Annotated in this window: 11 protein-coding genes; 6 read left to right on the forward strand and 5 right to left on the reverse strand. The window is 74.4% G+C overall.

The annotated features are described in order from the left end of the window. Positions 1-37 precede the first annotated feature (37 nt). The 3 genes from ABZ135_RS24625 to ABZ135_RS24635 all read right to left on the reverse strand — a co-directional run bounded on the left by ABZ135_RS24625 (position 38) and on the right by ABZ135_RS24635 (position 4,604). Positions 38-1,492, reverse strand: coding sequence for a citrate:proton symporter (locus ABZ135_RS24625; RefSeq protein WP_356698406.1), 1,455 nt, complete (start codon positions 1,490-1,492; stop codon positions 38-40). A 121-nt stretch (positions 1,493-1,613) separates the two neighbouring features. Beyond that, the gene (locus ABZ135_RS24630) at positions 1,614-3,839 is read right to left on the reverse strand and encodes a molybdopterin oxidoreductase family protein (protein WP_356698407.1); all 2,226 of its coding nucleotides are present in this window, start codon (positions 3,837-3,839) and stop codon (positions 1,614-1,616) included. Positions 3,840-3,929: 90 nt separating this feature from the next. Next, the gene (locus ABZ135_RS24635) at positions 3,930-4,604 is read right to left on the reverse strand and encodes a TetR/AcrR family transcriptional regulator (RefSeq protein ID WP_356698437.1); all 675 of its coding nucleotides are present in this window, start codon (positions 4,602-4,604) and stop codon (positions 3,930-3,932) included. A gap of 195 nt (positions 4,605-4,799) precedes the next feature. Between ABZ135_RS24635 and hmgA the strand changes: the two genes are divergently transcribed. The 4 genes from hmgA (at position 4,800) to ABZ135_RS24655 (ending at position 9,231) form a co-directional block, all read left to right on the forward strand. Continuing rightward, positions 4,800-6,113, forward strand: coding sequence for a homogentisate 1,2-dioxygenase (gene hmgA / locus ABZ135_RS24640; RefSeq protein WP_356698408.1), 1,314 nt, complete (start codon positions 4,800-4,802; stop codon positions 6,111-6,113). Between the two features lie 50 nt (positions 6,114-6,163). Then, positions 6,164-6,913 carry a GntR family transcriptional regulator gene (locus tag ABZ135_RS24645; protein WP_356698409.1) on the forward strand — a complete coding sequence of 250 codons (750 nt, stop codon included), beginning with the start codon at positions 6,164-6,166 and terminating at the stop codon, positions 6,911-6,913. A gap of 82 nt (positions 6,914-6,995) precedes the next feature. After that, positions 6,996-7,877: a hypothetical protein gene (locus ABZ135_RS24650; protein ID WP_356698410.1), complete on the forward strand. Its 882-nt coding sequence runs from the start codon at positions 6,996-6,998 to the stop codon at positions 7,875-7,877. Positions 7,878-7,998: 121 nt separating this feature from the next. After that, on the forward strand, positions 7,999-9,231 hold the full coding sequence (locus ABZ135_RS24655; protein ID WP_356698411.1) for a type ISP restriction/modification enzyme: 1,233 nt from the start codon (positions 7,999-8,001) through the stop codon (positions 9,229-9,231). A gap of 28 nt (positions 9,232-9,259) precedes the next feature. Here the strand turns inward: ABZ135_RS24655 and ABZ135_RS24660 are convergent, their stop codons facing one another. Next, positions 9,260-9,973, reverse strand: a complete 714-nt coding sequence (locus ABZ135_RS24660; protein WP_356698412.1) for a TetR/AcrR family transcriptional regulator — start codon at positions 9,971-9,973, stop codon at positions 9,260-9,262. An 86-nt stretch (positions 9,974-10,059) separates the two neighbouring features. On the opposite strand from ABZ135_RS24660, the gene ABZ135_RS24665 reads away from it, so the two are divergent. After that, complete coding sequence (locus ABZ135_RS24665) at positions 10,060-11,019, forward strand: ATP-binding cassette domain-containing protein (protein WP_356698413.1); 960 nt, start codon at positions 10,060-10,062, stop codon at positions 11,017-11,019. Further along, positions 11,016-11,792 carry an ABC transporter permease gene (locus ABZ135_RS24670; protein WP_356698414.1) on the forward strand — a complete coding sequence of 259 codons (777 nt, stop codon included), beginning with the start codon at positions 11,016-11,018 and terminating at the stop codon, positions 11,790-11,792. Before ABZ135_RS24665 ends, ABZ135_RS24670 begins: the two co-directional genes overlap by 4 nt. 180 nt (positions 11,793-11,972) lie before the next feature. Here ABZ135_RS24670 and ABZ135_RS24675 read toward each other — a convergent pair whose 3' ends face one another. Beyond that, positions 11,973-12,245, reverse strand: coding sequence for a hypothetical protein (locus ABZ135_RS24675; protein ID WP_356698415.1), 273 nt, complete (start codon positions 12,243-12,245; stop codon positions 11,973-11,975). Between the last annotated feature and the right edge of the window lie 211 nt (positions 12,246-12,456).

The raw sequence follows: 12,456 nt of genomic DNA on the forward strand, positions 1-12,456 counted from the left end.
CGTCCGGCCCTGCGGCGGACGCCGGGACGCTCCCCGGCTAGATGATCCCGAAGAGGATCCCCGCCCCCAGCACCACCAGCGAGGTCAGCGCCGCCCACTTGACCACGAAGCGGGTGTGGTCGCCGAACTCGACCTTCGCCATGCCGACCAGCACGTACACCGCGGGAACCAGCGGGCTCGACATGTGCAGCGCCTGCCCGACGAGCGAGGCGCGGGCGATCTCCAGCGGCGACACGCCGTGCGCCGCGCCCGCCTCGGCGAGGACCGGCAGCACGCCGAAGTAGAAGCCGTCGTTCGACATGAAGTACGTGAGCGGCAGGCTCAGCACGCCGGTGACCAGCGCCATGTGCGGGCCCATGCCCTCCGGGATGGCGCCGACGAGCCAGTCGGCCATGTGCTTGACCATGCCGGTGCCGGTGAGCACGCCGGTGAAGACCGCGGCGGCGAAGACCATGCCGGCCACGTTGAGGACGTTGTCGGCGTGCGCGGCGATCCGGGCCTTCTGGTCGGCCATCTGCGGGAAGTTGACGGTGAGCGCGAGCGCGGCGCCGAGCAGGAACAGCACCGGGATCGGCAGCAGCTCCATGATCATCGCGGTGAGCAGGGCGACGGTGAGCCCGGCGTTGAACCAGTACAGCTTGGGGCGCAGGGTGGCGCGGTGCGGGTCGAGACCCTGGAAGCCGTCCTCCTCGGCCGGAACGCCCTCGGCCGGCGCGCCCCCGGCCGGCCCGGAACCGGCACCCGTGGCGCCGTCACCGGCGCCGGCGCCGGAGGCCGAGCCCGTACGGGAGTCCGCACCGGCCTCGCCGCCGGCCCCGCCGCCCGCCGTGACCAGGACGGTCTCCGTCTGCGGGGCCAGCACCTCGTCCAGGCTGAGGTAGCCGATGCGCCGGCGCTCGCGGCGGCCGAGGACGTAGGAGAGGGCGAGGACGAAGAGCAGGCCGCAGCCGAGTGCCGGGATCATCGGCACGAAGACGTCGCCCGCGTCCAGCTTGAGCGCGGTCGCTGCGCGGGCGGTGGGGCCGCCCCAGGGCAGGGTGTTCATCACGCCGTTGGCCATGGCCGCGACACCGGTCATGACGACCAGGCTCATGCCGAGCCGCTTGTAGAGCGGATACATCGCCGAGACCGTGATCATGAAGGTGGTCGAGCCGTCGCCGTCCAGCGACACGATCGCGGCGAGCAGCGCCGTACCGACCACGACGCGCACCGGGTCGGCCTTGCAGAAGCGCAGGATGCCGCGGACGATCGGGTCGAACAGGCCGACGTCGATCATCACGCCGAAGTAGACGATCGCGAACATCAGCATCGCGGCCGTGGGCGCCAGCTTGCCGACGCCCTCGATGACGTAGTCGCCGAGCTGGGCCCCCTGTCCGACGGCGACGCAGAACAGCGCGGGAATGAGCACGAGCGCCGCGATCGGCGACATCTTCTTCATCATGATCAGGACCAGGAAGGTCGCGATCATGGCGAAGCCGAGGATGGTCAGCATGGGAGGACACCTCACGTTCACCCTTGAACTCCCGCCAGAGCGGCGGTCCGGATGACGGTAGGTGGCCCCTTTCGGCGTTAACAAGACGTTGACGCGTGAGCAATACGAGCAAAACCCCAGGTCACAGGACCGGTGTGATGTGGACGGGGAAGCCGTTGAGGACGGCGGTGCCCGACAGGGGGTCGAGCCGCGAGCCGTCGAGGAGCTGGTTGACGTTGACGCCGGGCCGCCGGGAGGCGACCCCGAGCCGGGTGCCGGGGCGGTCGTGGCCCCAGCCGTGCGGCAGGCTGACGACGCCCGGGCGCACGGTGTCGGTGATCTCCACCTCGGCCTCCAGCTCGCCGCCCTCGCCCTTGACCCGGGCGGCGGCGCCGGCTTCGAGGCCGAGCCGGGCCGCGTCCTCCGGGTGGATCTGGAGGGTGCAGCGGTTGGAGCCGCCGCCGAGCGCCGGGATGTTGTGCAGCCAACTGTTGTTGGAGCGCAGATGGCGCCGCCCGACGAGCCGGAGGGTGCCGGGATCGGCCGCGGAGCCGAGCGCGGCGCGCAGCCGGGGCAGGTCGGCGGCGATCGGCGCGGGCAGCAGCTCGATCCGGCCGCTGCGGGTCTTGAGCAGCCCGGGCAGGCGCGGCTGGAGCGGGCCGAGGTCGATGCCGTTCGGGGCGGCGCGCAGGGCGTCGAGGCCGAGCCCGTGGGAGCGGCCGTACGGGCCGAGGCGCAGCATCAGGTCGAGGCGCCGCTCGGGCCCGGTGGTGCCGGTGAGGCGGGCGGCGACGGCCTTGGGGTCCTCGCCGTACACGGGCGAGTGCTCCTGGGTGACGGCCTTGGCGAGCAGGGTGTCGACGGCGAGCTCGTCGACGGCCGAGGGCGGGGCGCCGTGCATGCCCGAGACGGCGAGGACGAGGCGGGCGTGGATCTCGCACTCGTCCATGCGGCCGGGGGCGAGCGGCAGGGCGGCGGGGGTGTGCCGCACCTGGTTGCGGACGGCGAAGCCGTTGAAGGCGAAGTCGAAGTGGGCGCTCTGGGAGGGCGGCGGCGGAGGCAGGACGACGTCGGCGTGCCGGGTGGTCTCGTTCAGGTACGGGTCGACGGCGACCATGAGGTCGAGGGAGGCGAGGGCCGCGTCGAGGCGCCGCCCGTCCGGGGCGGACAGGACGGGGTTGGCGGCGATGGTGACGACGGCCCGGATGCGGCCCTCCCCGGGGGTGTCGATCTCCTCGGCGAGGGCGGCGAGCGGGAGTTCGCCCTTGGCCTCGGGGTGACCGGAGACCCGGCTGCTCCAGCGGCCGAGCGCGAAGCCCTTGCCGGGTCCGGCCGGGCGGGGCGCGGGGGCGGTCGCGGAGAGCGGGAAGAGGGCGCCGCCGGGCCGGTCGAGGTTGCCGGTGAGGATGTTGAGGACGTCGACGAGCCAGTTCCCGAGGGTGCCGTACGCGACGGTGGAGGAACCCATGCGTCCGTAGACGGCGGCGGTGGGCGCGGCGGCCAGTTCGCGGGCGGTGACGCGGATGGCCTCGGCGTCCAGGTCGCAGTCGGCGGCGACCGCGTCGGCGCTGAAGTCCCGTAGCGCCGACCGGACTTCGTCGACCCCTTCGACATGGGCGGCGAGGGGGCCGAGGTCGGTCAGGTCCTCCTCGAAGAGGGTGTGGGCGACCGCGGCGAGGAAGAGGGCGTCGGTGCCGGGGCGGGGGGCGAGGTGGCGGTCGGCGAGCCGGGCGGTGCGGGTGCGGCGCGGGTCGACGACGGTGAGGGTGCCGCCGCGGCGGCGCAGCGCCTTGAGGCGGCCGGGGAAGTCGGGGGCGGTGCACAGACTGCCGTTGGAGTCCAGCGGGTTGGCGCCGAGCATCAGCAGGTGGTCGGTGCGGTCGAGGTCGGGTACGGGGATGGCGAAGGCGTCGCCGAACAGCAGCCCGCTGGAGACGTGCTTGGGCATCTGGTCGACCGTGGAGGCGGTGAAGAGGTTGCGGGTGCCGAGGGCGCCGAGGAGCAGCGGCGGGTAGAGGGCGCCGGCGACGGTGTGCACGTTGGGGTTGCCGAGGACGACGCCGACGGCGTTCGGTCCGTGCTCCTCGATCAGCGGGCGGACGCGGGCGGCGACGAGGTCGAACGCCTCCTCCCAGGTGGCCTCGCGCAGGGTTCCGTTCTCGCGGACCAGCGGGGTGGTGAGCCGGTCGGGGTCGGCGTCGACCTCGGGGAAGGCGGCGCCCTTGGGGCAGATGAAGCCCCGGCTGAAGACGTCGTCGCGGTCGCCCCGGGCGGCGGTGACCTTGCCGTCGTCGAGGGTGAGGGTCAGTCCGCAGGTCGCTTCGCACAGGGGGCAGATGCGCAGGGCGGTGGACGGGGCGGAGGACATGGGGTCTCCCAGGGGCGGCGGCGGTGGCGCGCGGGCAAGCGCGAGCATACCGACCGGTAGGGAGGTTCGACAGCCCCGTGTGCGCGCCCCTCAGGCCGGTTCGCCTCCGAGCGAGGGCGCGAGGTAGGCGTGGAGGAGGGCGCGGGTCTCGGCGACGAGCGCGGGGTCGCCGGCCGGGTCGGTGCGGAAGGCGAGGCGGAGGAGGGCGTCGGTGGCCTCGACGCAGACGAGGACCTTGCGCAGCAGGGTCTCGTCCGCGGGGCGGTCGAGGGCCGCGGCGAGCAGGTCGCGGATGCGTTCGGCGACCCGCCGGTTGGGGTCCTCGTCGCCGGTCTCGCCCGGCGGCGGGGTCTGGGCGGGGATGCCGAAGTCGACGAGGGCGAAGCCGGGCACGGTCCGCTTCATGGCGAGGTAGGCGTCGAGGGCGGTGTCGATGGCCCCCGTGGCGTCCACCTCCGGAAGCGCGGCGAGCCCGGCGGTGATGCGGGCGGCGTAGCTGTCGAGGTTGCGGTGGGCGAGGGCGGCGGCCATGGCCCGCTTGTTGCCGAAGAAGCGGTAGACGGAGCCGATGGGGACGCCCGCGCGGGCGGCGACGGCGCGGGTGCTGAGCTGCTCGTAGCCGGTCTCGTCGAGGAGCTCGGCGCAGGCGTCGAGGATGCGGGCGAGGCGTGCGGCGCTGCGCTGCTGGACGGGTGCGCGCCGGAGCAGCGGGGCCTGGCCCGGGGCGGGTGAGGGCTTCGGGGTGGGCTGGGGCACGGGGACCATCATGCCGCTCCGGTACGCGCCGGGCGGGGCATCCCCCGAACGGACCCGTAGGGCGGCGCGCGCCGGAACCCGCAGTGCGCCGGCCGCGTCCAAGGAGGCCCGGCAAAGCTCCGGCCCGATTCCGTTGACGTGAGCGGCAGCGGAATCCTACGGTCATGCATAGGATTGTTGTGAGCGTCAGGACAGGAGCAGGCGATGAACGCGGAACAGGCGAGGAAGACGGCCGACGCGCTGACCTACAGCACGGGTTTCGGCAACGAGCACAGCTCCGAGGCCGTCCCCGGGGCCCTCCCGGAGGGCCGGAACTCGCCGCAGCGCGCGCCGCTCGGCCTCTACGCGGAGCAGCTCAGCGGGAGCGCCTTCACGGAGCCGCGGGCGCACAACCGGCGCTCGTGGCTCTACCGGATCCGCCCCTCGGCCGCGCACCCGCCGTTCACCCGGATCGACAACGGCGCCCTGCGCAGCGCGCCCTTCACCGAGACCGTCCCCGACCCCAACCGGCTGCGCTGGAACCCGCTGCCGGAGCCGGCCCCCGGCACGGACTGGCTGGCCGGTCTGTGGACCCTCGGCGGCAACGGCGACGCGGCCCAGCGGGTCGGCATGGCCGTGCACCTCTACCACGCGAACGCGCCGATGGAGCGGGTCTTCAGCGACGCCGACGGCGAGCTGCTGATCGTCCCCGAGCACGGCGGCCTGCTGCTGCGCACCGAGCTCGGCGACCTCGCGGCGAAGCCCGGCGAGGTCGCGCTGATCCCGCGCGGCGTCCGCTTCCGCGTGGAGCTCCTGGACGACACGGCCCGCGGGTACGTCTGCGAGAACTACGGCGCCCCGTTCCAGCTCCCCGACCTCGGCCCGATCGGCGCCAACGGCCTGGCCAACGCCCGTGACTTCCGGGCCCCGGTCGCCGCGTACGAGGACGTCGAGGGCCCGGTGGAGGTGGTGAACAAGTACTGCGGCAACCTCTGGTCCGCGACCTACGACCACTCGCCGCTGGACGTCGTGGCCTGGCACGGCAACCACACCCCGTACGTCTACGACCTGCGCCGCTTCAACGTCATCGGGACGATCTCCTACGACCACCCGGACCCGTCGATCTTCACGGTGCTGACCTCGCCCTCCGACACCCCCGGCCTCGCGGGCGTCGACTTCGTCGTCTTCGCCCCGCGCTGGCTGGTCGGCGAGGACACCTTCCGGCCGCCGTACTTCCACCGCAATGTGATGAGCGAGTACATGGGCCTGATCGAGGGCGCCTACGACGCCAAGGCCGAGGGCTTCGTGCCGGGCGGCGGCTCGCTGCACAACATGATGTCCGCGCACGGCCCCGACCGGGAGACCTTCGACAAGGCCAGCGCCGCCGAGCTGAAGCCGCAGAAGATCGACGACGGCCTCGCCTTCATGTTCGAGACGCGCTGGCCGGTCACGGCCACCGCCCAGGCGGCCGGCGCCGACCACCTGCAGCGTGGCTACGACGACGTATGGCAGGGTCTGGAGCGCCACTTCCGGCCGTAAACAGCCGTAACATCCGGCCGGGTGTCTCATTGTCGTCGTTGGAGAGAGCCGTGACCGCCTTCGCTCCCGACTCGCTGGTCCTGAACCGGAAGCTGCCGCTCTGGTACCAGGTCTCGCAGTCGCTGCGCGCCTCCATACTGGGCCGCACCCCCGACGCCTCGCTGCGGCTGCCCACCGAGGAGCAGCTCGCCGCGCACTACGGGGTCAGCGTGCTGACCATGCGCCAGGCCCTCAAGGAGCTGGAGGAGGAGGGCCTGATCAGCAGGCACCGGCGGCGCGGCACCTTCATCGAGCCGGGCGCCCGGCGCTCCAGCCCGCGCCGGCTGCTCGGCTCGATCGACGCGATCGTGGCCCAGCAGTCCGGCGAGCGGACCACCGTCCTCGGCCACGGCACCGAGCCGGTCCCCGGCGAGCTCGCCGAGTACTTCCCCGGCACCGGCGAGGTCGCCGTCTTCCGCCGGCTGCGCGCCGACGGCGAGAGCGGCGAGCCCACCAACTGGGCGGAGAACGCCGTGCTCCCCGAGGTCGCCGCCGGCATCGACCCGGCCGACCTGGAGCGCTGGCCGATGACGAAGGTGCTGCGGGACGTGGTCGGCGTCCGGATCAGCCGCATCACCGACACCGTGGAGGCCCGCCTCGCCGACCCGGAGACCGCCGCCCTGCTCGACGTGCCGCTGCTGTCGCCGATCCTGCACTACACGGGCGTGACCTACGACGCCGAGGGCCGCGTCGTCGACGTGGCCCGCATCCGCTACCGCGGCGACCGCTTCTCCTTCACGGTGACGATGGAGGCCCGCTGACCCTGCCCCGCGCGGGGTGGACCGGGCAGACTGGGGTCCCACCGGTGGACGGCGGGTGGAGCGAGGACGCAGGGGGAGCGGGATGGGGCACAGGCACTTCTTCCGATGGGTGTCGGCCGTCGGCCTGGTGCTGCTGGCGGGATGGGCGGGGCTGTACCTGACCGAGCCCGCCCCACCCGCGCTGCACAAGGTCCAGTTGGCCGTGCTCGACGCGAAGGCCGACGGGACCTGCCGGGTCCGATGGGCGGACCCCCTCGACCAAGGCCCGCGCGAAGCGACGATCGAGTGCGATCGCGGACCCCTGGGCCGGTTCGGCTGGGTGTTCACCGCGGGCACGCATCGCGGCGAGCTCTACATGGCCCGCCACCACCAGCCGGACTTCCGGAGCCGGCTCACCGACGGACTCCTCCGGGGCGGTGTGCTCCTGTCCGTCGCCGGGCTGGTCGGCGGCGGCGTCCGCAGACTGCCGCCGTTCGCGGGCGTGGACCCGCGGCTCCTGAGCCGCGCGACCGGGCTGCGCGACGCCGCCGCGCGGGCCGCCATGGACCACGACCGGGCCGAGGCTGCGGTCCGCGCCGCGTGGGAGGAGAACCGGCCGGGGCCGCACGGTACGGAGCTGGCCGCCGTGCTGCGGACCTTGGCGGAGGCCGGTCCGCCGGCGCGCGAGGCCGCGAGGGCCGGCCGGGAGCTCGCCCGGCGACTGGACGGCCTGCTGGCGGACGCGGCACCCGCCGCCGGCTACGGCGCCATGCTGCGGGCCGGGGCGGAATCCCGCCGCCTCGCCCGGGCGGCGACGGCCGAGCTGCGCCCTCTCCTCGAGGAGGCCGCCCGGAAGGGACTCGCGGACCGCTTCGCCCGGGCCTCGGCCGCGCTGGCACGCGCCCAGGACGCCGGCCATGCCTCCGCCACGGACACCGCACGCCCGCCGGCACTCTCGGCGACGGCCTCGACGCCGGGCCCGTGAGCCCCACCGGCAGCACCCGGCTCGGATCACCCCAGGCCCGCCCGGGACGCCGGCGGTGGATCCGCCCGTCCGGGGAGCGGAGGACGGTCCCGGGGCCGCGGGCGGGCGGGATCTCGTTAGCATGCGGGGCGTGACCCGAGCCCCTGGACCGGACGCCCCCACGGACGACGTGCCGCTGCTGGACGACCTCATGCCCTGGTCCGTGGCGCCGCTGCGGCTGGGCCGCTCCTGGATCGTGGCCCCGGACCGGCGGACGCTCAAGGCGCGCTGGGACCGGTTGGTGGCGGCCGAGGGGGCGGAGCGGGAGGCGTTGTTCCGGCCGAGCCGGGCGCGGACGCCCGCGAGTTCGGTGGCGGCGCTGCCCGGGCAGCGGACCGGCACCGTGCGGTTCGCGCGGGAGACCGGGCCCTGCCCCGAGCCGGTGCGGCTCGCGTACGGGCCGTTCGACGAGCAGTGGCTGCTGCCGGACCACCGGCTGATCGACACCGCCCGGCCCGAGCTGTGGCGGGTCGCCGACGACCGGCAGCTCTTCGCCGTCGAGCAGGGTCATGTGCCGGGCGCGGCCGGTCCCGCGCTGCTGGTGACGGCCGCGCTTCCCGACGGCCGCTCGCCCGCCGGCCGTCCCGGCCGCATCCGCCCGCTGTTCCGCCGCCCCGGCGGCCGGGAGCCGAATCTCGCGCCCGGCCTGCTGCCGCTGCTCACCGCGCGCTACGGGCACGAGGTCGCCGCCCCGGACGTGCTGGCCTGGGCGGTGGCGGCGGCGCTCCCCTCCCCCGCGGGCTGCCGGGTGCCGCTGCCGGAGGACCCGGCGGTGTGGGCGGAGGGCGTGGCGCTCGGCCGGGAGCTCATGGCGGTGGAGCTGCGCGGCGCCCGGGGCGGTGAGCGGCCCCGGCTGCCCGGCGGCCGCCGGCCCTATGTGCGGGCGGCGATCCCGGCCCGGCCGGAGCGGCTCGGGTACGACCCTGAGGCGGAGGTCCTGAGCCTGGACGAGGGCCGTGTCTCCCCCGTGCCGCGGAGCGCCTGGGACTTCGAGGTCGGTGGTGTGCGGATGCTGGAGCAGTGGTTCGCGCAGCGGACCGCCGCCGCCGAGCCGGGCGGTCTGGAGGCGATCGGCCCGGCCGCCTGGCCCCAGGAGTGGACCTCGGAGCTGCTGGAGCTGATCACGGTGCTGGCGCTGCTGGCCGGGCGGGCGCCGGAGTGCGCGGCGCTGGCGGAGCGCGCGGGAGCGGCCGGGGTGGGCCGGAGCGCCCTGCGGGAGGCGGGCGTGCTGCCGGTGCCGGACGGGGCCCGCCGGCCCGCGTCCGTACTGGACCATCAGGAGGAGGGCCCCGAGGGGCAGTTCGCCCTGCTGTAGCGAGGGGCTGCGGTAGCGGCGGCGGCGCTCAGCTCTTCACGAAGGAGTCGAGGACCCGGTCGACCGTCCGGACGAAGACCTCCTCCGCGTCGGGCGGCGGGGCGGCCTCGGCGAAGGCGGCGGTCAGGTGCGGGTAGGCGCCGGTGGCCAGTCGGCTCGCCAGGTACGCCCGGCGCACCTCCTGTTCGCGCTCCGCGGACCAGGGCAGGGAGCGGGCCCGTTCGGCGAGGGCGAGTTCGTTGGCCACGAGGGTCATCACGGTGCCGTTGACCGTGGCGATCAGCTCGATCTTGGTGCCGCCGGGCAGGTCGAGCCCGTCGAGGCATTCCAGGCAGTGCTCCAGGAAGCGCAGGGCGTTGGGCCCGAAGGCGTATCCCGTGGTCATCAGCCGGATCACCCACGGGTGGCGGCGCAGGATGCCCCGGGCCTCGTGGGCCACGGCCCGCATGTCGGCCCGCCAGTCGCCGCTGGGCCCGCCGCCGAACTCGTACTCGCCGCTGACCCGATCGACCATCAGCTCGTACAGGTCCTCCTTGCGCGGCACGTAGTTGTACAGCGACATGGTGCCGCAGCCGAGTTCGGCGGCGATCCGGCGCATGGAGACGGCGTCGATGCCGTCGGCGTCGGCGATGCGGACGGCCGCGTCCGTGATGTCCCCCCGGCTGTAGGCCGGTTTCGGGCCTCGGCCCGTGCGCTCGGGGCGCGCCCAGATCACTTCGGGTTCGGCCGCTCGGCCCGCCATCTCATCACCTCGTCGTCCCCATCGTAATGAGGCTCTCCACCCCCGCCCGGTTACGTACACCGTACGTAATGCGCTAGGGTCACCGCATGACGACTACGTACGCTGTACTTAGTGAAGGTCTGCAGAAGCGGTACGGGGAGGTCCACGCGCTGCGCGGACTCGACCTCGCCGTCCCCGAGGGCCGGGTCTGCGGCGTCCTCGGCCCCAACGGGGCCGGCAAGACCACCGCCGTCCGGGTGCTCACGACGCTCGTCTCCCCCGACTCCGGCAGCGCCCGGGTCGCCGGGTGCGACGTGGTGCGCGATCCGGCCGGGGTGCGGCGGCGGATCGCGGTCACCGGGCAGTACGCCTCCGTCGACGGCGATCTGACCGGCGCCGAGAACCTGCGGCTCTTCGCCCGCCTGCTGCGCGCCCCGCGCTCCCGCGCCGACGAGCTCCTGGAGCGGTTCGGGCTCACCGGGGCCGCCGACCGGCCCGCCCGCACCTATTCCGGCGGCATGCGCCGCCGCCTCGACCTGGCCGCGAGTCTGATCGTGCGGCCGCGCGTGCTCTTCCTGGACGAGCCCACCACCGGCCTCGACCCGCACAGCAGGGGCGAGATCTGGGACGCCGTACGGGGGTTGGCGTCCCAGGGCACGACCGTGCTGCTGACCACGCAGTATCTGGAGGAGGCCGACCAGCTCGCCGACGAGATCGTCCTCGTCGACGAGGGCCGTGCCGCCCACCGGGGCACCCCGGCCGAACTGAAGGCGCTGATCGGCAACTACGCCCAGGTCGTGGTCGCCCACCCCTCGTTCCTCCCGGAGGCGGCCGCCGTGCTCGACCGGCTCACCGGCTCCGCACCGGTCCTGGACGCCGAGCACCGCACGGTCGGCGCGGTCACCACGGACCCGACGCTCACCCTGCCCCGGATCGTGCGGGAGGTCGACGCGGCCGGGATCCCCCTGCTCGACGCCTCTCTGCGGCCGCCCACCCTCGACGAGGTGTTCCTGCGCCTCACCGGCCGCGCGCCCCGTCCCGCCCTCACCCCGGAGGCCGCCGCATGAACACCCTCGTCCACGACGGCACCGCGATCCTCGGCCGGCACCTCCGGCGGATCCGGCGCGCCCCGGCGATCACGGTCATGACCCAGACCATGCCGATCGTCTTCCTGCTCTTCTTCGGCTACGTCTTCGGCGGCGCCCTCGCCATGCCGGGCGCCGACTACCGGGCCTATCTGGTGCCGGGCATGCTGGTGGCGACGGCCGCGAACGGCGTGATGACCGGCATGTTCCAGGCGGCCCAGGACACCCACCGGGGCGTGACGGAACGGCTCCGGACCCTTCCGGTCAGCAGGGCGGCGGTGCCGCTCGGGCAAGCCCTGGCCGATCTGGTGACCAGCACGGCCGGCATGGTCCCGCTGCTGCTCGTCGGACTCGCGATGGGCTGGCGGATCGAGGGCACGCCCCTGGAGGTGCTGGCCGCCGTCGGACTGCTGCTGCTCTTCCGCTTCGCGGCGACCTGGGTGGGCATCCTGCTCGGCCTCGCCTCCCGCAGCGAGGAGGCGGCGGGCCAGCTCGGCAGCGCCACCTTCATGCTGCCGCTGCTCTCCAACGCGTACATCCCGACCGACGGGATGCCGGGCTGGCTGCGCACGGTCGCGGAGTGGAACCCGATCTCGGCGGTGACGACCGCCGTGCGGGAGCTGTGCGGACACGCGTCCGTGCCGGCGGACGCGGCCTGGCCGGTGACGCATCCGGTCGCCGGGGCGCTGCTGTGGTCGCTCGCGCTGATCGCGCTGTGCGCTCCGGCGGCGGTCGGGCGCTACGCCCGCACCTGACCCCTCGGCGACGGTCCACACACGCCGGGGCAGCCCGGACGCGAGGAAGCGCCGGACAAGGGGAAGCGCCGGACGGGCGGGGACACGTCCGGCGGGGCGGTCAGGAGCGGGCCGTGGGCCGAGCGGGTGCGGGCGGGAGCGGTGCCTCGGGGTACGCGGGAGCCCGCCCCGGACGGCCCGTCAGCCGTGGCTGCCGAACAGCGAGCGGCGCAGTCGGCGCAGCGGGGCGAAGAGCGAGACCCGCGCACTGCGGCTGCGGTGACCGTGCACCGGCACCTCACGCGTACGCGTCGTCAGTTCCCGCATGAGCAGCGTCGCTTCGGCCGCCTCGCGCTGCGGCACGGCGGGACCGCCGAGCACCGCGAGATGGCGGTCGAGGCGCGAACTGGTCGCGCTGCTCCCGCAGGTGATGGCAGGCACACGCGGCCTGCTGCGCATCGTTATCTGTTCCATGTCACTCCCCACCCGTACGAGGGCACCCGGCCCGGGCAGGTTAACCCTATCGCTCCGCTACGACACCCGTGTATTCCGGCCGCAGGATTCACCGCTCACGTACGGGGGTTGACGATCACTGTCCGAATCCATCTGCTTCCAGGGAGAGTTGGACAGCGCTCGCACACCTGTCGAACCGTCACGAACCATCCTGCACGCACGGCCGCCACCA

It is taken from the genome of Streptomyces sp. NPDC006339 (assembly GCF_040612775.1).
In the GTDB taxonomy this organism is placed as follows: Bacteria; Actinomycetota; Actinomycetes; order Streptomycetales; family Streptomycetaceae; genus Streptomyces.